Source organism: Microbispora sp. NPDC004025 (assembly GCF_053604425.1).
This window is the reverse complement of the sequence record NZ_JBSGHN010000001.1, coordinates 660,037-680,904: the sequence shown is the minus strand read 5'-3', so window position 1 is coordinate 680,904 and position 20,868 is coordinate 660,037. Positions and strand designations below refer to the sequence as shown.

The following is a 20,868-nucleotide window of genomic DNA, read 5'->3' as shown; positions in this document are numbered from 1 at the left end:
GCTACGCGCCGCGGCCCTTCCGGCGGATCTTGATCTGGCGCATGTCGGTCACCGCGACCCGCAGGATCTCGTACGGATGCCCGTGCGCGTCCAGCGCGGCCAGCGCTCCGAGCGCGGCCTCGTCCTCGCCGTCGTCCGGCCCCGCGGGCACCTGGCAGCGGAAGGTGAAGGCGGACACGCTCGCGTCGCAGGTGAACGCGCCGCCCTCGGTGTAGGCCGCGCCGCCGGCCGCCGTCACGGCGGCCCGGCCGGCGTCGTCGAGGCCCTTGAACTTTCCTCTGATCGTCACTCTGAACACGGTCGTCCCTCTCGTACGGCGTAGTCGCGGACCCGCTCGCCCAGGAGGCTCTCGGCGACGTCGAGCAGCTCCAGCACGGCGGCCGCGATGGCGTCCGGGCTCTCCCCCGCCGTCGTGCGCCGCCCGATCTCGGCGTAGACGAGCGAGTGGAGGCAGCCGATGTGCCAGGCGACCACGCGCGGCAGCGGATCGCCGGCGTCCGCGCCGGTCTCCTCGGCCAGCTCGGCCGCCAGCTCGTCGGTCATCCGGCGGCCGAGGTCCTCCAGCCGGGCGGTCAGCGTGGGGGCGGCCCGCATCATCTCCAGCACGCGCCCGAATCCCGCGCTCAGCCCCACCGTGCGTTCGCGCCCGTGTATCTCCCGGCGCAGGCGCTCCAGCACCGCGACGGCCGCCGACCGGCCCGGCGGCCGCTCCCGCACGATGTCGGCCAGCCTCCGGGGCGACGCCTCCTCGGGCGGGAGCACGAGGTCCTCCTTGGCCTGGAAGTAGTTGTAGACGGTGTTGACCGACACCTCGGCGGCCTGCGCGACCTCGGCCATCGTGACGTTGCCGAATCCGCGCTCCACGAACAGCCCGACCGCCACCTCGGCGATGCGCTGTCGCGTCCGCCGCTTCTTGCGCTCCCGCAACCCCTCGGCCATTTCTGGACCCTACTGTAAAATTGCAATGGATTGCACTTTCAGGGTCTCGCCGGGGGCGGCGGCCTCGGAGATACTCGCGAAATGAACGCGTCCGCACCCCCCGGCGAGATCCGCACCGACCTGCTTCCCCGTGACGCCAGGAGACGGTTCCTCCGGCTCCGGGGCCGGCGGCTGGACCGGCTCGGTCCGGCCGCCCGGCTGCTCACCAACGCCGTGTCGGCCGTCGTCCACGCGGTGACGGCCGCCCTCCTGGCCGGCGGCGTCCTCATCGTCGCCGGCTGGAAGGGCAACGTGATCGGCTGGCTGTGCGGCAGCGTGCCCATCGCCATCGCGATCTGGACCAGGCCCCGGACGATCCGGCTCCCGGACGGCGCCGAGGAGGTCACCAGGGCCGAGGCACCGGCCCTGTTCGAGGCGGCCGACCGGATCGCCGGCGCGGTCGGGGCGGCGCCACCCGCCGCGATCTACCTGCACGACCGCCTCTTCCAGTGCGCCTGCCTGCGGCCCGGGCTGCGACGGCGGCCCGTGTTGCTCGTCGGCCTCCCGCTGCTGCTCACCCTGACGCCGCGGGAGCGGGCCGGCATGCTCGGAGCGGAGCTCGCGCGCGACGTCAGCGGCGACCCCGGCCGCGGCCTGCTGGTCCCGTCGGCGCTCGCCACCACGCGGGAATGGCGGCACGCGCTGACGGGCGTGCGGGTGGATCGCTACCGCGACTACGGCGACCCCCTGCTCGATATGAGAAGCACCGTCCCGGGGGGCAGGATGGCGTCACAGGCGATCGGCAAGATCACCGGCTGGGTGCTGGCGTGGCCGCTGTTCCTCGCCGAGCTCGCGCTGCGCCGGCTCGTCTCCGCCCAGTCGCAGCACGCCGTCTACTACGCCGACCAGGTCGCGGCCCGCGCCGTCTCGTCGCGTGCCGTCGCCGAGTACGCCGACGCCCTCACCACGGCGGAAAGCCGCCTCACCCCCGTCATGGCGGCGGCCAGGCGCGGGGAGACGGCCGAGGAGATCCGCCGGGCCGTGCTCTCCAGGGACGCCTCCCCCGGCCTCGTGGCCGCGCGCAGGCAGGACTCCCTCGCCGAGCAGACGAGCCGGCAGGCGGAGCCGCCGACGGCGCTGCGGGCCGTCCTGCTCGAATCGGCCGGCGTCGAGGACGGCACGGTGGGCCTCGGCCCGGGCGAGTCGGACCGGATCGACGCCGAGCTGTCCCGTCACCTCGCCCGCGCCGTCCTGGAGCTGTCCCGGATCACCTGAAGGCAGGTAATAAGCTGGGTTCGTGAACGAGCGTTCCGACAGGCACGCAGGCCCGCGTACGGCGCCGGGCCCCGTGCCCCCGCTCGGACCCCGGGCCCGCGGACCGCTGCCGCGGAGTGCTGCGAAGGATGTCGCATGACCGTCGCTCCTGAAGGCCGAAAGCTCCTCCGCCTGGAGGTGCGCAACAGCCAGACCCCCATCGAGAAGAAGCCGCCGTGGATCAAGACGCGGCTGCGCAACGGCCCCAACTTCAACGAGATCAAGTCGTTGGTGAAGGGCGCCGGGCTGCACACGGTGTGCCAGGAGGCGGGCTGTCCCAACATCTCCGAGTGCTGGGAGGACCGCGAGGCGACCTTCCTCATCGGCGGCGACCAGTGCACGCGGCGCTGCGACTTCTGCCAGATCGACACGGGCAAGCCCGCCGAGTACGACAGGGACGAGCCGCGCCGCGTCGCCGAGTCGGTGCGCCAGATGGGCCTGCGCTACGCCACGGTGACCGGCGTCGCCCGTGACGACCTGCCCGACGGCGGCTCCTGGCTCTACGCGGAGACCGCCCGGCAGATCCACGAGGCGGTCCCCGGGTGCGGAGTCGAGCTGTTGGTGCCGGACTTCAACGGCGACCGCGGCCAGCTCGAGGAGGTCTTCTCCAGCAGGCCCGAGGTCTTCGCGCACAACATCGAGACCGTGCCCCGGATCTTCAAGCGGATCCGCCCGGCGTTCCGCTACGAGCGCTCGCTGGCGGTCATCGGCATGGCCCGTGAGGCGGGGCTCGTCACCAAGTCGAACCTCATCCTCGGCATGGGCGAGGAGCGCGAGGAGATCACCCAGGCGCTGCGCGACCTCCACGAGGCCGGCTGCGACCTGGTGACGATCACGCAGTACCTGCGTCCGACCCCGCGTCACCACCCCGTGGACCGCTGGGTCAAGCCCGAGGAGTTCGTGGAGCTCCAGCAGGAGGCCGAGGAGATCGGCTTCGCCGGCGTCATGTCCGGCCCGCTCGTGCGCTCGTCCTACCGGGCCGGCCGCCTCTACCAGCAGGCCGTCGCCGCCCGCGTTGGCGAGTCTCGTTTTCATTAAGTCAGCTCGACGTTTGTATCCTTCACACCATGGCGAAAGACGCAGCGTCTCCGGGGCGCCTCAAGCAGCTCCGGATGGTCGCACAGATCATTCAGCAGGCGAACCCCAAGGGTATGCCGATCGTCTACGCGTCGGCTCTCGGCACGCTCGTCCTGTTCATCGTCCTTGGCGTGATCTTCGGCTGGACGTGGATCGTGTTCGGCGTCTTCGCCGCCGTACTGGTCGGGATGATCGTCTTCAGCCGCTTCGCGCAGCGGTCGCAGTACTCGTTGCTCCACGGCCAGCCGGGGGCGACGTACGCGATCCTGCAGAGCCTGCGCGGCACCTGGTACGTCGAGGAGAAGCCGGTCGCGGTCAACCGCGACCAGGACCTCGTCTTCCGGGTCGTCGGATATCCGGGGGTCATCCTCGTCTCCGAGGGCCCGCCCAACCGGGTGCAGCGCATGCTCGTCGCGGAGAAGAAGCGCGTGCAGCGGGTCGCGGTCGACGTGCCCGTGTACGACATCCAGTGCGGTGACGCGGAGGGCCAGGTCCCCCTGGCCAAGCTGCAGCGGCACGTGATGAAGCTGCCCCGCAACCTGAAGAAGGGCGCGGTGTCCGAGGTCAACAACCGGATGCGCGCGCTCACCCCGGCCATGCCGATGCCGAAGGGCCCCATCCCCAAGGGCGCCCGGATGCCGCGCGGCCCGAAGATGCGCTGACGCCGTTGGACCTCGTGGGCAGGCGGCCGGTCTCCCGGTCGCAGACCTCCCGGGCCAACCGGGGCTGGTGGGACGGCGCGGCCGACGAGTACCAGGCCGAGCACGGCGGTTTCCTGCGCGACGACGGCTTCGTGTGGTGCCCCGAGGGGCTGGACGAGGCCGACGCCCGGCTGCTGGGCGACGTGACGGGGCGCCGGGTCCTGGAGATCGGCTGCGGCGCCGGGCAGTGCGGCCGGTGGCTGCTCGGGCGCGGCGCTTCGGTCGCCGCCGTCGACCTGTCCTACCGGCAGTTGCAGCACTCCCGGCGGATCGACATGTCCGCCGGGGTGACCCTGCCCGTCGTCCAGGCCGACGCCGAGACGCTGCCGTTCGCGGACCGGTCGTTCGACCTCGCGTGCTCGGCCTACGGCGCGCTGCCGTTCGTGGCCGACGCCGGGGCGGTGCTGGCCGAGGTGCGGCGCGTGCTGCGGCCGGGCGGCCGGTTCGTGTTCTCCGTCAGCCACCCCGTCCGGTGGGCCTTCCCCGACGATCCGGGCCCGCGCGGCCTGACCGCCGACCGCCCCTACTTCGACCGGTCGCCTTACGTGGAGTTCGGCGAGGACGGCGAGCCGTCGTACGTGGAGCACCACCGGACGATGGGCGACTGGGTGGGCCTGATCGCCGCCTCCGGCCTCGTGCTCACCGGGCTGACCGAGCCGGAGTGGCCACCGGGCCACGACCGCACGTGGGGCGGCTGGAGTCCGCTGCGCGGGCGCCTGCTGCCCGGCACAGCGATCTTCCAGTGCGTGCGGCCCGTGTCGTAGGACCCGGCGTCAGGCGAAGTAGCGCAGCCAGACGTACACCCAGGCCATCGTGATGCTCAGCGCGGTGACGAGGACGCCGTACCTGGTGAACTGCCAGAAGCCGATGCGGTGACCGGTGCGGGCGGCGATGCCGATGGCGACGACGTTGGCGCTGGCCGCCACCGCGGTGCCGTTGCCGCTGAAGTCGGCCCCCAGGGCGAAGGACCACCACAGCGCCTGCCCGGTCTGCGCGTCCGGAGCCTGGGCGACCATCTCCTCGACGACGGGCACCATCGTGGCGACGTAGGGGATGTTGTCGAAGAACGCGCCGAGCACGCCGGAGCCGAACAGCAGCGCCGTGGCCGCGAGGAAGTAGTCGTCACCGAGCGCGCCGACGGCCCAGCCGCCGATCGTCGCGATGACCCCGGTGTTCACCAGTCCGGCGACCATCACGAACAGGCCCATGAAGAAGACCAGGGTGCTCCACTCGACCTCGCGCAGGACGTCGGACACGTCGGTGCGGGACACCAGCAGCATCACCCCGGCGCCCACCAGGGCGACGATCGACGGCTCCACGTGCACCACGGCGTGCAGGCAGAACCCGGCGACCACCCCGCCGAGCACGATCAGGCACCGCACGAGCAGGCGGGGGTCGGTGATCGCCCGCCGTTCCTGCAGCGCCATCACCGCCGCGACCCGCTCGGGGTCGTAGCGGAACGACTTGCGGAAGAGCACCCGGGTGAGCAGCACGAACACCACGAAGACGACGACCACGATCGGCGCCATGTGGACCAGGAAGTCGTTGAACGTCAGCCCGGCGCGGCTGCCGATGATGATGTTGGGCGGGTCGCCGATGAGTGTCGCCGCCCCGCCGATGTTGGACGCGAGGACCTCGGCGATGAGGTACGGCTGGGCCGGGACGCGGAGCCGGTCGCAGACCACCACGGTGACCGGCGCGACGAGCATGATCGTCGTGACGTTGTCCAGGAACGGCGAGGCGACCGCGGTGATCACCATGAGCATGACCATCAGCCGGTACGGCCGGCCCTGGGATTTCTTCGCCGCCCAGATGGCGAGGTAGTCGAAGACCCCCGTCTGTTTGACGATCCCCACGATGATCATCATGCCGAGCAGCAGGAAGACGACGTTCCAGTCGATGCCCGCGGTTTCGGAGAAGAACACCTCGTCGCCGGGGATCAGCCCCAGGACGGCCATCGCGCCGGCGGCGATGAGGACCACCTTGACCTTGTGCACCTTCTCCGACGCGATGAAGACGAAGGCCACCAGGAAGATCGCGAAGGAGACGACCGCGCTCACGTGCGGCGCCCCGGGGGTCCGGCGACGAGCGTACGGCGGGCGGGATCGTGGCACGGCGTCCGGATGGGACGGCGCCGCGAGGACGGCATGGTGAAGCGGTGAATGATCGAACCTCCGGATCATGGAAATGCCGCATGACGCGACGCGGCGCGAACGGACGCGACGGGGTCTGCGGCCGAAGAGAAATGCGGGGCGGCCCGCGACTCGCCTGCGGCGGTCACTCACCCGGCGGGACGAGCGCCGAGCTGAGGGTGCGGGCGGCCCGCGACCTGTCTGGGGCGCTCACTCACCCGGTGGGACGAGCGCCAGGCTGGTGAGCAGCCGCTCCAATGTGATCGCCCCGGCCAGGGTGCCGTCGCGCTCGACGACCGCGGCGATGGGGCTGCGAAGCCGGGTCATGAGGGCGGCCACTTCGAGCAGGGTCGCGTCGAGGGACACCGTCACCGGCCTGGGCGGCTGGGACGGCAGGCAGTCTCCCACCGTTATGCCGGCCAGTTCCTGCCAGAAGCGGTCGGCGTGGGCCTCGTCGATCGCCCGGGCGAGCGCCGGATCCTCCTGGTAGGCACCGGGAACCGCGAGACGCAGGACCTGCGTGCCGGGAAGCACCCATCCCGGCCGTCCCCTGTCGTCCACCACGATCAATCCGGGCATCCGGTTCAGCACCATGATCCGTACGGCCCGGGCGACGGAGTCGTGGACGGTCACCGTCGGCAGGTTCACAACGACATCGCGCGCTTGCATCAGGTCATCACATCGATCGGGAAGGCGGACGGTTTCGGTCGTGGTCATCGGGCCGCCTCCACGAACTCGGCGAAGCGGCGTTCCAGATGGGCGAGCCGATCGAGGACCGGCCTGCTGTGCAGGATGTCGGCGAGCTGGTCGGCCTCGCGCTGGTCCAGGTTGATCGCCTGCAGTGGCGTGTCGGGCTCCGCGGAGTCGTAGACGAGAAGCCGGCGACGACCGGACTTCTCCACGAGCACGCCGAAGCGCTGTCCGTCGCGGGTGACGCACTGGTGCACCACGGCCGCGACGCCGGGCAGGGTGGCGCGGGTCACGTCCATCTCAGCTACCTCCGATCGGTGACAGGGCCGGGATCAGGACCCGCTCCGCGCCTCTTCCGCACGGACCTCTCCCACACGGGCCTCTCCCACACGGGCCTCTCCCGCACGGGCCTCTTCCGCACGGGCCCGTTCCGCCCGGGCCGCGTAACCCTCGGCCCAGCGGACGAGATCGGCCTTGAGCCGCACCTCGACGCGGTGCAGGTCGACGACGGTCACCTCGACGCCCCACTCGCGGGTGCGGCGGCTGATCCTCGCCGACAGGTCGCGCAGGCTCTCGCCGGTCGGCTGAGCCAGCTCCACCAGGTCGCGTTCCGCGACGTGGGCGCGGATCTCCGCCTCCGTGGTCGCGAGGGTGGCCGACTCCGACAGGCCGGGGTCCAGGGCGTACGCGGCCGGATCCCGCACGGACGCCAGCCCGGTGCCGTTCACGGTCACCGCGACGCCGTCCGCGGTCACGGCGTCGAGCCACAGCAGGTCGAGAAAGGCCGGACCCAGCGGGACGCGTACGGCGCGGTCGGCTCCCGGCAGCACGGCGGCGAGGCCGGGCTCCTTGACCGCGGCGAGGCGGCCGAATCGGAACACCACCAGTCGTTCTCCCTCCTTGACGACGCGGAGCGCGGCGACGGCCGACACGACCAGAAGCACTCCGGCCACGACCGCCCACGCGGCGAGCGGCGCCTGGGAACCGAGGCCTGCAGGCGTCATCGCGTCCCCCTTTCCGTCCGTCGTCTCCTGTGTTCCAGTCTTCGAGACGGCGCGGCTCACCACCATCGGGTGCGGCACCCATATCGGGAGAGGTATGACATGTAGGGAGGCCCGCGCGATGGGGGGCAGCCCGCATGGACAGCGGCGTACGAGAACGAGCAGGCTGTGAGCCGTGAACGAGCGCACCGACCCGCAGAGCGGCCGAGCGGCGGCGCGGGCACGGCACCCGGCCCGCGCCCTGTTCTGGCGGCTGTTCGCGATCAACGGGCTGGTCTTCACCGTCGGGACGTTCGTGCTCGCGCTCTCCCCCGCCACGGTGTCGTCACCGGTCCTGCTCGCCGAGATCCCGGTCCTGACCGTGGGGCTGGCCCTGATCATCACGGCCAACGCGCTGCTGATCCGCAAGAGCCTGGCCCCGCTGGGCGCACTCACCACTCTCATGCGGCGGGTCGACCTGCTGAGGGCGGGCGACCGGCTCACCGACAGCGGCAACGGCGATCTCGCCCAGCTGATCGGCACGTTCAACGAGATGCTCGAACGTCTCGAAGCCGAGCGCAGCGCCAGCAGCGCGTACGCGCTGGCCGCGCAGGAGGGAGAACGGCAGAGGATCGCGCGCGAGCTGCACGACGAGATCGGCCAGAGCCTCACGGTGGCGCTGCTGTCGCTCAAGCGCGTCGTCGACCGTGCGCCCGAGGAGCTCCGGGAGGAGCTGTGCTCCGCCCAGGAGACGGTCCGCGCCAGCCTGGACGAGGTGCGGCAGGTCGCCAGGCGGTTGCGGCCCGGAGTCCTGGAGGATCTCGGCCTGCACAGTGCGCTGAGCGCGCTGAGCAGCGATTTCTCGCAGGCGAGCGGGATCGCGATCACCCGTGAGGTCGACCCCGCCCTGCCCGCCCTCAGCGGCGAGGTCGAACTCGTCCTCTACCGGATCGCGCAGGAGGGGTTGACGAACGTGGCCAGGCACTCGCAGGCCCGTCATGCGGAGCTGTCGCTCACGCAGGAGAACGGACAGCTCACGCTCCGCATCGCCGATGACGGGCGCGGAGGTGTCCGCAAGGAGGGCGCCGGGATCCGCGGCATGCGCGAGCGCGCCCTTCTCATCGGCGCCCGGCTGACCGTCGACTCCCCGCCCGGCGGCGGCACGGACGTGCGACTGGTCGTACCCCCACACGCGGTGAAGGAGAGCTGATCCGTGGGAAGCCCCAAAACCCGTATCCTGCTGGCCGACGACCACGCGCTGGTCCGGCGCGGACTGCGGCTGATCCTCGACGCGGAGCCCGATCTCGAAGTGGTCGCCGAGGCCGCCGACGGCGCCGAGGCGGTCGAGGCCGTTCGATCGGAGGAGATCGACCTCGCCATCCTCGACATCGCGATGCCCCGGATGACCGGGATCCAGGCGGCGCGTGAGATCTCACGGCTCGCGCCCCAGGTCCGGATACTGATCCTGTCGATGTACGACAACGAGCAGTACTTCTTCGAGGCGCTCAAGGCCGGCGCCTCGGGCTACGTGCTCAAGTCGGTCGCCGACCAGGACCTCCTGGACGCCTGCCGGGCGGCGATGCGCGGGGAGCCCTTCCTCTACCCGGGCGCGGTCACCGCCCTCATCCGCGACTACCTCCAGCGCGCCCGGCAGGGTGAACGCATGCCGGACAGCATCCTGACGCCCCGGGAGGAGGAGATCGTCAAGCTCATCGCCGAGGGCAACTCGGCCAAGGACATCGCGGAGACGCTTTTCATCAGCGTGAAGACCGTGGACAGGCACCGCGCGAACATCCTGCAGAAGCTGGGCATGCGCGACCGGCTCGAACTCACCCGGTACGCCATCCGCGCCGGCCTCGTCGAGCCCTGACCGAGGTCTCCCGCGGTGTCAGAGGTTGACCACGACCGTTCCGGCCGCACGGTCGTGCAGGCCGCGCCGGTCGCGGTCCCAGATCAGCGCGGGCACGGCGAGGCACAGCAGCAGCGTGCGGACCAGCACGCCGAGGAGGCGCGGCCGCCCGCCGTCGAGCCCGGCCACGCGAATGCCGAACAGGCGCATCCCCAGCGTCATGCCGATCGTGCCGACGAGAAGGACGTACTCCGCGGCGAAGACCCCGAGGCCGACCGCGCCGAGGTCGTCGCCCTGCACGCGCAGCAGGCCCGCGGCGATGGCCCAGGTGCACACCAGCCAGTCGACGACGATGGCGCCGATCCTGCGTCCCCACCCGGCGACCGCCCCGGGACCCTGCTCGGGCAGGCCGAGGCGCTCCCCCGGGTAGCCCAGGTCCACCCCGGCGGCCCGCGGGCCCCCGAGCCAGGTCTGCGTCCAACGCGGCTGCCGGTCACTCATGGTTTCCCAGCGTATCGGGGAGGGTCGCCGGTCTGGCGTCCGGCCGCGAAGCCGGAGATCATGGGCAGGCCATCGCATGAAATCCCGGTATGGTGAGTCGCTTCCGACCTGAGCGTTTTGGAGGGAACCGTGCGGCCGGCGGACCCCGATGACATCGACGCGCGCTTCGAGGCGCTGGTCGCGCAGTTCGACGAGGACGAGATCCGGCGAATGACCGCCGCGGCCGGGACGGCCTCGTTCGCGCCGGCACGGCGACGCCGCCCGGCCGTGGCGGCGGCGATCGCGGGCCTGGTCGTGCTTGTGGGACTCGTCGTCGTCCTGCGGCCCGACGTCCTGGAAAGGCTCGGCGTCGTCCGTCCGTCCGCCGCCGGCGGCGGCGAGGACGTGGTCGTCTCCGGCCCGGTGGTCGCCCGGCCCGGGCCCGTGCTCACGCCGATTCCGGACGGCGAGGAGGGCCTGTTCGACCACGGGCCGGTCCCGGCGCCGTCCGCGGGCCCCTTCGCCGGGACCCCCGCCACCGGGTACGCCGACGGCGAGCAGGGACTGGTCATGCCCGCGGCGCAGGCGCTCGGCGGGCTCACCGAGGAGGAGGTCGGCCAGGCCCTGCTGCGCGTACGGCGGCTGCTGTCGGCCGCGCACCTCGACCCGGCCACAGTGCGGGGCGAGCGCCCGGAGGCGTTCGCCCGCCTGCTGCATCCCCGGCAGCGCGAGGCGTTCCTGCGCCGCCTGGGCGACGGCGGCCCCACCGGCACCCGGTCCTGGCTGTTCAGCCTCGCCCCGGGCACGGCCGAGCCGGTCGGAGACGTCGTGAAGGTCTCCGGCGAGACGACGATCGCCAAGAGGGCCGGCGGAGGCGTCACGATCACGGCGGATTACCTGTTCGTCCACCCGGTCAGCCGCCCCGGCGCGCCCCTGATCGTGGCGAGGGTCGTCGAGCACCACAGAAGCGAGTTCTCCGCGTATCAGGAGAACGGCAGACTCGTCGTCTGGCTTGCCACGGATAATTCGACCCTCTTCGGCGCCAATTGCGACGCGAATGACGGTTTCGTGCATCCGCGATTCCCCGGCGACCCCCAGGGAGCGCGGCCGTCCGGCGAGCCCGTCGATCCCTACGACCGCGTCTCCGGCCTCTCCGGCGTTTCCGGCGGGCCGCGCTGTCCGGCCGCGTTGGGCACCTGACCTGCGAGAAGGCCGTACGATGGAGAGCGGGGAACGGCGGGCCGACGTTATCGCCGCGACCGCCTGGGTAGCGCTTTCCCTTAACACGCGCGAAACAGTCGAGACACGGGGCGGAAACGGCACCGGCCTACTTTCGGGTTGCTAGCCCATGCCCCTGGGAGGTTCGAGAGTGTTCAACTCCGCCGATGACGTCCTCAAGTTCATCCGGGACGAGGGTGTGCAGTTCGTCGACGTCAGGTTCACGGACCTGCCGGGGACGACGCACCACTTCACCTTCCCGTCCGAAAACTTCGGCCCGAACGTCTTCACCGACGGCCTCATGTTCGACGGCTCGTCGATTCGCGGGTTCCAGGCCATCCACGAGTCGGACATGCTCCTGCTGCCCGACCCGACGACGGCCGTGCTCGACCCGTTCCGTCAGCACAAGACGCTGAACATCAACTTCTTCGTGCACGACCCGCTGACCGGCGAAGCCTACAGCCGTGACCCGCGCAACGTCGCCCGCAAGGCCGAGGAGTACCTCAAGGGCACCGGCATCGCGGACACCGTGTTCTTCGGGCCCGAGGCCGAGTTCTACATCTTCGACGACGTCCGCTTCGAGACCCGCGCCAACGCCGGCTACTACTACATCGACTCCATCGAGGGCGCCTGGAACACCGGCAAGGCCTCCGAGGGCGGCAACCTGGGCTACAAGCCCCGCTACAAGGGCGGCTACTTCCCGGTCCCGCCGATGGACCACTTCACCGACCTGCGCTCGGAGATGGTCCGCAACCTCATCGAGGCCGGCATCGAGACCGAGATGCAGCACCACGAGGTGGGCACCGCCGGTCAGGCCGAGATCGACTTCAGGTTCGGCACGCTGCTCGAGACGGCCGACAAGCTGATGCTGTACAAGTACATCATCAAGAGCACGGCCATCCAGGCGGGCCGTACGGTCACGTTCATGCCCAAGCCGATCTTCGGTGACAACGGCTCCGGCATGCACTGCCACCAGTCGCTTTGGAAGGACGGCGAGCCGCTGTTCTACGACGAGGTCGGCTACGCCGGTCTGTCGGACATGGCCCGCTACTACATCGGCGGCCTGCTCAAGCACGCCCCGTCGCTGCTGGCCTTCACCAACCCGACGGTGAACTCCTACCACCGCCTGGTGCCCGGCTACGAGGCCCCGGTCAACCTGGTCTACTCCCAGCGCAACCGCTCGGCCTGCGTCCGCATCCCGATCACGGGCTCGAACCCGAAGGCCAAGCGCATCGAGTTCCGCGTGCCGGACCCGTCCTGCAACCCGTACTTCGCCTTCGCCGCCATGCTCATGGCCGGCATCGACGGCATCCGCAACAAGATCGAGCCGCCGGAGCCGGTCGACAAGGACCTGTACGAGCTGCCGCCGGAGGAGGCCCGCAACATCCCGCAGGTGCCGGGCTCGCTGGAGAAGGTGCTCGACGCGCTCGAGGCCGACCACGACTACCTGCTCGAGGGCGGCGTGTTCACGCCGGACCTCATCGAGACCTGGATCGCCTACAAGCGCGAGAACGAGGTCGACCCGATCCGCCTCCGCCCGCACCCGCACGAGTTCGAGCTCTACTACGACGTGTGATCCTCTGAGCCGTCGACCTGGGCGGGAGGGGCCGTACGCCTCCCGTTCAGGGCACCTTCAGGGCACTCACGTCCGCAGGAAAGGCCATCGGCCGCGCCGCACCGTCGGCACGAGCGATGGCCTTTCGCATGCCTTCCTCCAGCGGCACCAGGTGGGTGCGCGTCCGGCGCGTGACCCCCCGAGTCCACGTCAAGCAGGAGATGCGGCTAGGCCGTGCAGGTCGACGCATCCGGCAGCAGCACGCTCGCGAGCGATGCCAGTGATCGAACCAGATGTTGTGCCGGGCCTACTCTGTCCGTGTGAGCAGGAGGCGATACGTCGCCAGGGGCGTGCCCGGCGGCTACCGGATCTGGGACAACAAGGCCCGTCGCTGGTGGGGTGACCTCTATGATCTCTGCCCCTACGACCTTCTGGGCGAGTTGAACGGTGACAAGAACAGCGAGAAGATCACGGCGCTGCTTCAGCGGTACCGCGTTCAGAGGCGGTAGCCGACATGTCGGCACGGGCGCCCCCGTGCCGGTTCTGGCCGGACAGTGGCCGCGGAGCCGGCCGGCAGGCCGCCGCCTCCCGCTGACGCTCCCGGCGGCCGGCTAGTGGTCAGGGTCTACGCTGTCGGCCACGGCCATCACGCGATCTTCAGATGGCTTCACAAACTCCGAATGATCACGTGGTGGCCGTTCTCGTGCCACCTGGGCCGCGAAGATCGCGAACCGTCGCTGGAGTAGCTAGCCTATCCAGCCGTTGCCGATCTTCACCGGTGGTTGACTGCTGTAGCCGCGCTTGCTCTCGCCGGGGTAGAGCCACAGGTCCCAAGTGTCGTAATTGATGGCGATGATGTCCTGGTGGCCGTCGCCGTCCCAGTCCGCGACGCTGGCGACGAAATACCGTTGCCAGCCGTTACCGATCTGCACCGGCGGTTGAGTGCTGAGGCCTCGGACACTTTCACCGGGATAGAGAGTCAACAGATCGTTCAGGCGACCGTTGGCGATGATGTCCTGGTGGCCGTCGCCGTCCCAGTCCGCCACCCACCGGTAGTAATAGATGGCACCGTCCGCCTTACTGACCCACACCCTTGGCTGGCTGCTGTAGCCTCGCTTGCTCTCGCCGGGGTAGAGCCACAGCCCATTGCCTTGGTACTGCGCCAGGATGTCCTGGTGGCCGTCGCCGTCCCAGTCGGCCAGTCCACGGATGTAGTACCCGTCCCATCCGTTGCCGATTACCACCGGTTCCTGCCTGCTGTAGCCGCGCCTGCTCTCGCCCGGATAGAGCCACAACAGGCCGGTGCTGCGCTGGATGGCGAGGATGTCCTGGTGGCCGTCCCCGTCCCAGTCCGTCATCCCGCGGACGTAGTAATCGTTCCAGCCGTTGCCGATTCTCACCCGTTGCTGACTGCTGTAGCCGCGCTTGCTCTCGCCCGGATAGAGCCATAAGTAGCCGGTGCTGCTGTCGATGGCGATGAGGTCCTGGTGGCCGTCCCCGTCCCAGTCCGTCACCCCTCTCAGGTGAATTGTGGGATCCGCGGTCGCGCGCGCGGGCGGGGAGATCGCCAGCGCGACGACTGTCATCAGGAGAATCGCTGTGGCGCGACGGACTTTCGACGGGCGCTGAGCGAATTGCACCACGTATTCCTCTTCCGATGCTGACGCGACAAAGATCTGCGCCGAGGATCGCATTCTCGGAGCAGCGTGAAAGCTAAACGAGGGTGAGTGCCTGAATCGATCTTAGGCGGCGGCCGTCTCAGGTGTCGAGACGGTGGCGCGGTGACATTCGGGCGCCCCCCGCTACGCATGCCGGTGACGACCGTGACGGCCGCGGTGGCCCGCCTGGTCGAGTTGGGCCCGGCACCGCCGGGCGGCTGGCGCGGACGAGTGGAGCGGGCCGCCGCGCGACAGAACAGGGTCTCTTCCCGGGCGGTGGGGCCGGGCTGGAACAGTCGCCGGTGCCGCGCGGCGCGTGGTGGCGCCCCGGCGGGGGCGCTCCGGCTCCCGGATGGCCAGCACGCGCGTCCGCGATTGTCCCCGAAGGCTCCGATTGGGAAGTGGTCAGGGCGTCAGGCCGGGCCGCCATAGTTGGAGGCGGTAGAGCTGGACCTGGTAAGCGTCACGTGGGAAGTCCGGCTCCTCGGTATTGGTCATGACTTTGGTCAGCACGCGAACCGACCAGGAAAGGCCAGTCTCCCCTAGGTCGAACGGCTCAAATTCTTCCGGCTCATGTTCGGAGGAGTACTCCGAGAGGACGATCGTCCCCGAATCGATCCGCAGTTCGCCGTTCCATAGCTCCGCCCAGGACTCCAAAGGCTCCGGAGGGCCGTCCCACAGCTCGTACCGGACGAAGTGGTCGCTCTTTTCAACCATCCGGCTGGTCTGAAAAGGGAGCCGGCTGGTCAGAATAAGGCCGCTAGGGCCCGCGTGAACGCCGGGACCGACGAGGGGAGCCCCACCCCCGGGACCGGGGTCGCCGGTGATTTCCCCGTCCGTCACCTCGGTGATGACGAAATCGTCGCCAGGGGTGAGGCTGATCATCTCCACCATACTGGCGAGCAGATTCACCATGGTCGACTCTCTCCAAAGGTGTCGCACAACGTCGGCCGCGTTCCCCGTGTCCGCGCGGCGTGATCGCAACCTATTCTCAAGCTGATGACGCGGATCGAGAATGAGAAGAACCCGGCCTACAGGCCGACTCGTCCGCTCACTTCAGGCCGTCAAACCACACCAACTGTCCGAGATCCGTTTGTGCGGCTGTGAGAAAGTGATCATGGACAGTCGGCGCGATTCTGGCCTTGACGATCGAAGTCTTCCTGTGTGATCACTTTTCACTGTTTGAAGGTCGGCCGAGCGTCCTCTCTGATGATCTCCACCATGTCGTCGAACTCCGGCAGGCCTCCGGCGGGAGCACGGACGACACCGGTCTGAGACGGTCTGGGTGCCGCTATGGCCGTGGTCGAACCCCACGACTCGAAATCGATGCTGGCGCCGCCTCTGCTGAAGTGCTTTTTCTGTTCCTTAGTGCTCCAGCTTGAGGTGACCTTGAGTGGAAGACCCCGCCTGTCGAAGGTGATGCTCCACCTGAGGACCAGTTTCGCGTAATCCGGGTCGGGTCGGTCCCCCGCCACTTCCCGGAACGTGGGTGAGAGCCGGTAGAGCTCGGCGAACGTGATAGTGCCGTCGTAGAAGCCGATCACCTTGAGGTCGGGGGTCTTGCCGGAGGGGTTCGGCACGTTGAACGTCCGCCTGTCCGCATGGGCGATCAGTGCCTTGAGCGTCGAGATCTCGAAGATGTTGACGACCTGGTCGCCGAAGGCAGTGGCTCCAGCGGTGCGCGCGCCGCGCGCCGCCCAGGTCTTCCCCTTGGGCAGTCCCGCGGTCCACAGGCGTCCGGTGCTGTAGAACCGGCCGTTCGTGTTGACCCAGCGCTGCGGCTGACTCTGCGCGATCAGGCTCTGCGAGACCAGATCGCCTCCGGCGGCGCGTTCCTTGACCAGGGGGAGCTCATAGCGGTTGAACCGCACCTGGCGCGTGGTGCCCACCGCGGCGACGCCACGCCTGCCGAGAAGCAGCGTTCCGTTCTGCAGGAGGGTGAAGCGGTACGAATTGGATTGGTGACCGTCATATTTGTTCCTGGCACCCAAGTAGACGGCGCCGTACTGGGTGAACTTCACGCTCGCGCCCCTGGCGAGCTGGTTCTGCACGACTCGGACCACATCGGGAACCGCGGCTTCGGCCGCGGCCGGGACGGTGAGCGTCGCCACCGGACCGACGAGTACGGCGGATAAGAGGACTGGTAATCGGCGCATCAATGCATACCTTCGAGAAAACGGACTCGGACATCATGATCTTCAACGGTGCCGCAGCGTAGCATTTCCGCAGGCGAGCACGACCGGCACTTCGGCGTTCCCGCATAATCCGGATTTCCCGCGACCGCCGACCCTCGGCGACGTGTCCGCCGGTGTGCGCTCCCCGCTCAGGTGCGGGCCGATGTGGCCGAGCCGGTTCATCCGGCGTTTTCCCCGTGCCTCCGCTCGTACTTCTCCGGGTCGAGAAAGTACTCGAACGCTTCGGTCGTGGCCTTGACGACGACGGGATCCCCGACGGGCGCGGGCCAGATCTGCAGGTAATGGTCGTCGACGGTGTCCTGCGTGCCCTCGGTGTCCATGCCCTTGACGTGGTACCGGATGCGATAAGCCCCCGGCCCTGCCGGGAGAGCGGGCAGGGGGCACATGACATGCTCTCCGAAGCTGAACCCGGTCATCGCCAATCGGCCCGCCCCGGTCACGTAGCTGACCTCCACGATGTCCTCGTAACCCTCTCGGTCCGCCCCCGGATCCCGGTCGGCGACCGTCACCGTGAAATGGGCCGGTCCCCACTGGTGGGTGATGTGCAGGGTGGCAAAGCCCTTCTCGACCTCGATGATCCGAGCGGACTGGGCCGGCGTTTCCACACCTTCGCTGAATTCATCGTCCGCCAGGTAGGCGACACCGCAGTCCTCCACTTCGACCTGCAGGCGCACGGTCCGCTGTTGATCGTCATGCATGAGCGGAGAGCGTAGACACCGCCACCGACAAGATCGATCGCGGAATGGCAAATCGGTTGTAGTGCGGGCTCCGGCCCTGGACGGTGGGGTGATGGATCTGTCCGCCCTGGAGGGCCTGCGTCTGACCGCGGTCACGGCGGCCCTGTTCACCCACGAATCCGACGCCCCCGAACTCCTGCACGTGTGGCTCCATCTGGAGACGACGACCGTCGTGGTCCGTGACACCGCCGACTGGGCGCTGCGCGTCACGCCGGACGAGCCGGGAGAGAGCTACGTGATGGAGGAGCTCGGCAGCCGTGTGGACATCGTCCGGGCACCTGCAGAGGTCCCCTTCGTCCGGCATGTCGGCGAGCGACTCGTCCGGGTGGGAAAGGGATTCGACCCCGAGGATCCCACCCAGTGGGTGGAGGCGGAGTTCGTCTTCGAGACGGGACGCGTGATCGCGGAAGCCTTCGGGGGCGACCTTCGCCTGCGTCGCGGCTCCCGGTGACGACGGGAGCGTCACTTCCCCAGGGCGGGGGTCCTGCGCAGCAGGAGCGTGAGAGCGCCGGTGGCGGTGAGCAGGAGCACGGCGAGGGCGACGACGCCCGGCCACCCGGCGTCCGTCCATGCGTGGCCCGCGAGGCTGCCGAAGATGGAGGACCCGAGGTAGTAGGTGAACAGGTAGAGCGAGGCGGCCTGACCCGTGGACACCCCGCCCGCGTGCGCCCGGGCCGGGACCCATCCGCTGGCCACCCCGTGGACGGCGAAGAACCCCGCGGTGAGGAGCGCGAGGCCGACGACCACGACCGGCAGCGAGGACGACAGCGTGACCAGGACGCCGGCGACGGCCGGCAGGCAGCCCAGCGGCGTCACGGTGCGGCGTCCGTGGGCGTCGGCCAGCCGGCCGAAGACCGCGGAGCTGACGGAGCCCACGGGATAGACGAGGAACATCAGGCCGGCGGCGCCGAGACCGAGGCCGAACGGCGCGCCCGCGAGCCGGAAGCCCAGGGTGTTGAACACGGCGACCAGGGCCCCCATCGAGCAGCCGCCGATGCCGTACAACGCCAGCAGCCCGCGGTCCGACAGCGCGCGCAGACTCCCGCGCAGGAGTGCGCGGACGCCCGCCGGGGCCGCGACGAAGCGCCGGGAGGCCGGGAGCAGCACGCCTACGGTCAGGGCGCACAGGAGACCGAGGGCGGCGGCCGCGGCCAGGGCCCAGCGCCAGCCGGCGGCCTGGGCGACCCCGCCGGTCAGGAGGCGGCCCGCCATCCCGCCCAGCGCCGTGCCGCCGACGTACAGACCGGCGGCGCGGGCGTGCGTGGACGGGTGCAGTTCCTCGCGCAGGTAGGCGGTGGCGACGGCGGGGAGCCCGGCCAGCGTGAGGCCCTGGAGCAGCCGCAGGATCACGAGCGCCGGCCAGCCGGGGGCCAGCGCGCACGCCGCCGCGACGACGGCGGACGCCGTCAGCGACAGGTGGATCAGCCGAGTGCGTCCGACGACGTCGGACAGGGGACCGGCCACCAGCAGCGCGACGCCGAGCCCGAGCGTGGTGAGCGAAACGCTCAGCGTGCTCTCCGCGGTGGACACCCCGAACTGCGCGGCGAGCTCGGGCAGGATCGCCTGCGTGCTGTAGAGCAGCGCGAAGGTCGCCACCCCGGCGGCGAACAGCGCCACCACGACGCGCCGGTACCCGGCGGTCCCCGGCAGGTGTCCTTCCATGGCGGAGGTCTCAAGAACAGCGGTCACCTCCACGACTGTGCACTTCCTGGGGATATGCGTCCAATGCGGTGAAAGGCCAGTTTCGATGCGTCATGCGTATGATGGCGGGCATGCTGCTCCGGGACCTGTCCTGGCTGGTCGCCCTCGCCGACCACCAGCACGTGACCGACACCGCCGCCGTCCTGCGCACCAGCCAGCCGACGCTCTCCCGCGCCCTCGCCAGGGTGGAGGCCGAACTCGGCACCCGGGTGTTCGAGCGCGCGCCGGACGGCGTGCACCTGACGCCCAACGGGGCACTCGTGGTGGCGGCCGCACGCGACCTCACCGCGCGCTACGAACAGCTCCTCGCCGACCTCCGGAGCCTGCTCGACCCGGACGCCGGCGTGGTGCGCCTGGCCTTCCTCGACTCCATCGCCACCTCTCTCGTCCCCCGGCTGCTGCGCTCCTTCCACGAGTACGCGCCCCGGATGCGGATCCTGTTGCGCCAGGAGCCGGCGCACGAGATCGTGCGGGACCTGCGCACGGGGGCCGCCGATCTCGCGATCGTGTCCCCACGCCCGTCGGGCGACTTCGGCTGGCACCCCCTGCAGGAGGAGCGGCTGGTGCTCGTCGTGCCGCCGAGCCACCGGCTACGCGACCGGAAGGAGGTGGAGCTGCGGGAGCTGGCGGACGAGGAACTCGTCACCACGCCGGTCGGCTTCGGCTACCGGGCCCTGGTCGACGCGCTGCTGCGCGACGCCGGGGTGTCCCCCGCGGTCTCCTTCGAGAGCCAGGATCTCGCCACCATCGAGGGCCTGGTCGCGGCCGGGCTCGGCGTGGCCATCGTCCCCGAACCCTTCGCCGGCCAGTCCGGGACCGTCGGCGTCCGCATCGCGGCGGAGGCCGCCAGGCGCACCATCGGCCTCACGTGGCGTACCGACCACGCCCTGGCCGCCCCCGCCGTCCGATTCCGGGACTTCGTCATGGCGCCCGCCCTACCATGATCGGATGCACGAGGCCGGCCTGAAGCCGTACTGGAACACCAATGTCGCCCGGCATCCGGGCATCCTCCGCGCCGTACCGGAGGGGTGCGGCGACGCGCTGGACGTCGGCTGCGGCGACGGCCTGCTCGCACGCAAGCTCACCGGCCGGGCCAAGCGCGTCACCGGCCTCGACAGGTCACCGGAGATGATCGCGCGCGCCCGCGAGCTGTCCGCCGGACAGCCGGAGCTCACCTTCGTCGAGGGCGACCTCCTCGTCGCCACCCTGCCCTTCAGGAGCTACGACTTCGTCTGCTCGGTATCCGCGATCCACCATATGGACTTCGACGCGGCCCTCACCCGGATGCGCGAACTGCTGCGGCCCGGCGGCACGCTGGTGGTGGTCGGGCTGGCCCGTGAGGCGTCCCCGGCCGATTGGGCGGCGACGATCGCGGCCGCCCCGGTCGTACGGATCACCAAGGTGCTGCGCCGCGCGCGGGAGCCGGAGGGGATGCCGGTGGCCGCACCGCGGATGAGCTACGAGCAGGTGCGGGCCGCGGCACACCGCCTGCTGCCCGGCGTGCGCTACCGCCGGCACGTGCTCCGCCGGTACTCCCTCACCTGGACGAAGCCCGAGTAGCGGCACCGCGAGGCGGAGCGGTCGCATGGCGCGGCGCGGCCTGTCGCTGAGCCGCCTGTGGTCGTCGCTGCCCGGCGCGGTCGGCAGGTGGTTGTGGGCGGAC

General features: G+C 70.2%; 24 protein-coding genes. 12 read left to right on the top strand and 12 right to left on the bottom strand.

The window, feature by feature from the left end:
• Nucleotide 1 precedes the first annotated feature (1 nt).
• Nucleotides 2-289, bottom strand: a complete 288-nt coding sequence (locus tag ACWEQG_RS03350) for a DUF6204 family protein (RefSeq protein WP_363467515.1) — start codon at nucleotides 287-289, stop codon at nucleotides 2-4.
• Nucleotides 286-939 (bottom strand): TetR/AcrR family transcriptional regulator, encoded by a 654-nt coding sequence (locus ACWEQG_RS03345; RefSeq protein WP_452281336.1) that lies wholly within the window; start codon nucleotides 937-939, stop codon nucleotides 286-288. Before ACWEQG_RS03345 ends, ACWEQG_RS03350 begins: the two co-directional genes overlap by 4 nt.
• Nucleotides 940-1,020: 81 nt before the next feature.
• On the opposite strand from ACWEQG_RS03345, the gene ACWEQG_RS03340 reads away from it, so the two are divergent.
• The 4 genes from ACWEQG_RS03340 (at nucleotide 1,021) to ACWEQG_RS03325 (ending at nucleotide 4,774) form a co-directional block, all read left to right on the top strand.
• Nucleotides 1,021-2,193 (top strand): hypothetical protein, encoded by a 1,173-nt coding sequence (locus ACWEQG_RS03340; RefSeq protein WP_452281334.1) that lies wholly within the window; start codon nucleotides 1,021-1,023, stop codon nucleotides 2,191-2,193.
• Nucleotides 2,194-2,328: 135 nt separating this feature from the next.
• Complete coding sequence (gene lipA, locus ACWEQG_RS03335) at nucleotides 2,329-3,270, top strand: lipoyl synthase (RefSeq protein WP_363467523.1); 942 nt, start codon at nucleotides 2,329-2,331, stop codon at nucleotides 3,268-3,270.
• Between the two features lie 29 nt (nucleotides 3,271-3,299).
• The gene (locus ACWEQG_RS03330) at nucleotides 3,300-3,971 is read left to right on the top strand and encodes a DUF4191 domain-containing protein (protein WP_363467525.1); all 672 of its coding nucleotides are present in this window, start codon (nucleotides 3,300-3,302) and stop codon (nucleotides 3,969-3,971) included.
• A gap of 5 nt (nucleotides 3,972-3,976) precedes the next feature.
• Entirely contained in the window at nucleotides 3,977-4,774 is a 798-nt protein-coding gene (locus tag ACWEQG_RS03325) for a class I SAM-dependent methyltransferase (RefSeq protein WP_452281332.1), read from the top strand.
• Between the two features lie 9 nt (nucleotides 4,775-4,783).
• Here ACWEQG_RS03325 and ACWEQG_RS03320 read toward each other — a convergent pair whose 3' ends face one another.
• The 4 genes from ACWEQG_RS03320 to ACWEQG_RS03305 all read right to left on the bottom strand — a co-directional run bounded on the left by ACWEQG_RS03320 (nucleotide 4,784) and on the right by ACWEQG_RS03305 (nucleotide 7,836).
• Entirely contained in the window at nucleotides 4,784-6,070 is a 1,287-nt protein-coding gene (locus ACWEQG_RS03320) for an SLC13 family permease (RefSeq protein WP_452281330.1), read from the bottom strand.
• Nucleotides 6,071-6,352: 282 nt separating this feature from the next.
• A complete protein-coding gene (locus ACWEQG_RS03315; RefSeq protein WP_363467532.1) occupies nucleotides 6,353-6,811 on the bottom strand; it encodes a CBS domain-containing protein in 459 nt (152 codons plus the stop codon).
• A gap of 44 nt (nucleotides 6,812-6,855) precedes the next feature.
• Nucleotides 6,856-7,131 carry a hypothetical protein gene (locus tag ACWEQG_RS03310; RefSeq protein ID WP_363467534.1) on the bottom strand — a complete coding sequence of 92 codons (276 nt, stop codon included), beginning with the start codon at nucleotides 7,129-7,131 and terminating at the stop codon, nucleotides 6,856-6,858.
• A gap of 33 nt (nucleotides 7,132-7,164) precedes the next feature.
• Nucleotides 7,165-7,836, bottom strand: a complete 672-nt coding sequence (locus tag ACWEQG_RS03305; protein WP_452281328.1) for an SPFH domain-containing protein — start codon at nucleotides 7,834-7,836, stop codon at nucleotides 7,165-7,167.
• Between the two features lie 172 nt (nucleotides 7,837-8,008).
• Here ACWEQG_RS03305 and ACWEQG_RS03300 point away from each other — a divergent pair, with 172 nt between their 5' ends.
• Nucleotides 8,009-9,022, top strand: coding sequence for a HAMP domain-containing sensor histidine kinase (locus tag ACWEQG_RS03300; protein ID WP_452281326.1), 1,014 nt, complete (start codon nucleotides 8,009-8,011; stop codon nucleotides 9,020-9,022).
• Nucleotides 9,023-9,025: 3 nt separating this feature from the next.
• Complete coding sequence (locus ACWEQG_RS03295) at nucleotides 9,026-9,682, top strand: response regulator (protein WP_452281324.1); 657 nt, start codon at nucleotides 9,026-9,028, stop codon at nucleotides 9,680-9,682.
• An 18-nt stretch (nucleotides 9,683-9,700) separates the two neighbouring features.
• On the opposite strand, the gene ACWEQG_RS03290 is transcribed toward ACWEQG_RS03295, so the two are convergent.
• Nucleotides 9,701-10,162, bottom strand: a complete 462-nt coding sequence (locus ACWEQG_RS03290; RefSeq protein WP_363467544.1) for an RDD family protein — start codon at nucleotides 10,160-10,162, stop codon at nucleotides 9,701-9,703.
• A gap of 129 nt (nucleotides 10,163-10,291) precedes the next feature.
• Here ACWEQG_RS03290 and ACWEQG_RS03285 point away from each other — a divergent pair, with 129 nt between their 5' ends.
• From ACWEQG_RS03285 to ACWEQG_RS03275, 3 genes are all read left to right on the top strand, one after another.
• A complete protein-coding gene (locus tag ACWEQG_RS03285; protein ID WP_452281323.1) occupies nucleotides 10,292-11,341 on the top strand; it encodes a hypothetical protein in 1,050 nt (349 codons plus the stop codon).
• 169 nt (nucleotides 11,342-11,510) lie between these two features.
• Nucleotides 11,511-12,935: a type I glutamate--ammonia ligase gene (gene glnA / locus ACWEQG_RS03280; protein WP_363467549.1), complete on the top strand. Its 1,425-nt coding sequence runs from the start codon at nucleotides 11,511-11,513 to the stop codon at nucleotides 12,933-12,935.
• Between the two features lie 299 nt (nucleotides 12,936-13,234).
• Nucleotides 13,235-13,423 (top strand): hypothetical protein, encoded by a 189-nt coding sequence (locus ACWEQG_RS03275; RefSeq protein WP_452281321.1) that lies wholly within the window; start codon nucleotides 13,235-13,237, stop codon nucleotides 13,421-13,423.
• 237 nt (nucleotides 13,424-13,660) lie between these two features.
• Here the strand turns inward: ACWEQG_RS03275 and ACWEQG_RS03270 are convergent, their stop codons facing one another.
• The 4 genes from ACWEQG_RS03270 to ACWEQG_RS03255 all read right to left on the bottom strand — a co-directional run bounded on the left by ACWEQG_RS03270 (nucleotide 13,661) and on the right by ACWEQG_RS03255 (nucleotide 17,465).
• Nucleotides 13,661-14,608, bottom strand: a complete 948-nt coding sequence (locus tag ACWEQG_RS03270) for an FG-GAP repeat domain-containing protein (RefSeq protein ID WP_452281319.1) — start codon at nucleotides 14,606-14,608, stop codon at nucleotides 13,661-13,663.
• A gap of 369 nt (nucleotides 14,609-14,977) precedes the next feature.
• Nucleotides 14,978-15,487 carry a hypothetical protein gene (locus ACWEQG_RS03265; protein WP_452281317.1) on the bottom strand — a complete coding sequence of 170 codons (510 nt, stop codon included), beginning with the start codon at nucleotides 15,485-15,487 and terminating at the stop codon, nucleotides 14,978-14,980.
• A gap of 260 nt (nucleotides 15,488-15,747) precedes the next feature.
• Nucleotides 15,748-16,683, bottom strand: a complete 936-nt coding sequence (locus ACWEQG_RS03260; protein ID WP_452281315.1) for a hypothetical protein — start codon at nucleotides 16,681-16,683, stop codon at nucleotides 15,748-15,750.
• 242 nt (nucleotides 16,684-16,925) lie between these two features.
• The gene (locus ACWEQG_RS03255) at nucleotides 16,926-17,465 is read right to left on the bottom strand and encodes a hypothetical protein (protein ID WP_452281314.1); all 540 of its coding nucleotides are present in this window, start codon (nucleotides 17,463-17,465) and stop codon (nucleotides 16,926-16,928) included.
• A gap of 91 nt (nucleotides 17,466-17,556) precedes the next feature.
• Between ACWEQG_RS03255 and ACWEQG_RS03250 the strand changes: the two genes are divergently transcribed.
• Nucleotides 17,557-17,955, top strand: a complete 399-nt coding sequence (locus ACWEQG_RS03250) for a hypothetical protein (protein WP_452281313.1) — start codon at nucleotides 17,557-17,559, stop codon at nucleotides 17,953-17,955.
• A gap of 11 nt (nucleotides 17,956-17,966) precedes the next feature.
• On the opposite strand, the gene ACWEQG_RS03245 is transcribed toward ACWEQG_RS03250, so the two are convergent.
• Entirely contained in the window at nucleotides 17,967-19,193 is a 1,227-nt protein-coding gene (locus tag ACWEQG_RS03245; protein ID WP_452281311.1) for an MFS transporter, read from the bottom strand.
• An 83-nt stretch (nucleotides 19,194-19,276) separates the two neighbouring features.
• On the opposite strand from ACWEQG_RS03245, the gene ACWEQG_RS03240 reads away from it, so the two are divergent.
• Complete coding sequence (locus tag ACWEQG_RS03240; protein ID WP_363467563.1) at nucleotides 19,277-20,149, top strand: LysR family transcriptional regulator; 873 nt, start codon at nucleotides 19,277-19,279, stop codon at nucleotides 20,147-20,149.
• 4 nt (nucleotides 20,150-20,153) lie between these two features.
• Entirely contained in the window at nucleotides 20,154-20,765 is a 612-nt protein-coding gene (locus tag ACWEQG_RS03235) for a class I SAM-dependent methyltransferase (RefSeq protein WP_452281309.1), read from the top strand.
• Nucleotides 20,766-20,868: the final 103 nt, after the last annotated feature.

Coding starts and splice junctions, on each gene's coding strand:
- ACWEQG_RS03290 (WP_363467544.1), bottom strand. CDS start 10,162: ATGAGTGACCGGCAGCCGCGTTGGACGCAGACCTGGCTCGGGGGCCCG.
- ACWEQG_RS03345 (WP_452281336.1), bottom strand. CDS start 939: ATGGCCGAGGGGTTGCGGGAGCGCAAGAAGCGGCGGACGCGACAGCGC.
- ACWEQG_RS03305 (WP_452281328.1), bottom strand. CDS start 7,836: ATGACGCCTGCAGGCCTCGGTTCCCAGGCGCCGCTCGCCGCGTGGGCG.
- ACWEQG_RS03250 (WP_452281313.1), top strand. CDS start 17,557: ATGGATCTGTCCGCCCTGGAGGGCCTGCGTCTGACCGCGGTCACGGCG.
- ACWEQG_RS03265 (WP_452281317.1), bottom strand. CDS start 15,487: ATGGTGAATCTGCTCGCCAGTATGGTGGAGATGATCAGCCTCACCCCT.
- ACWEQG_RS03310 (WP_363467534.1), bottom strand. CDS start 7,131: ATGGACGTGACCCGCGCCACCCTGCCCGGCGTCGCGGCCGTGGTGCAC.
- ACWEQG_RS03270 (WP_452281319.1), bottom strand. CDS start 14,608: ATGCGATCCTCGGCGCAGATCTTTGTCGCGTCAGCATCGGAAGAGGAA.
- lipA (WP_363467523.1), top strand. CDS start 2,329: ATGACCGTCGCTCCTGAAGGCCGAAAGCTCCTCCGCCTGGAGGTGCGC.
- ACWEQG_RS03315 (WP_363467532.1), bottom strand. CDS start 6,811: ATGCAAGCGCGCGATGTCGTTGTGAACCTGCCGACGGTGACCGTCCAC.
- ACWEQG_RS03255 (WP_452281314.1), bottom strand. CDS start 17,465: ATGCATGACGATCAACAGCGGACCGTGCGCCTGCAGGTCGAAGTGGAG.
- ACWEQG_RS03330 (WP_363467525.1), top strand. CDS start 3,300: ATGGCGAAAGACGCAGCGTCTCCGGGGCGCCTCAAGCAGCTCCGGATG.
- ACWEQG_RS03340 (WP_452281334.1), top strand. CDS start 1,021: ATGAACGCGTCCGCACCCCCCGGCGAGATCCGCACCGACCTGCTTCCC.
- ACWEQG_RS03235 (WP_452281309.1), top strand. CDS start 20,154: ATGCACGAGGCCGGCCTGAAGCCGTACTGGAACACCAATGTCGCCCGG.
- ACWEQG_RS03240 (WP_363467563.1), top strand. CDS start 19,277: ATGCTGCTCCGGGACCTGTCCTGGCTGGTCGCCCTCGCCGACCACCAG.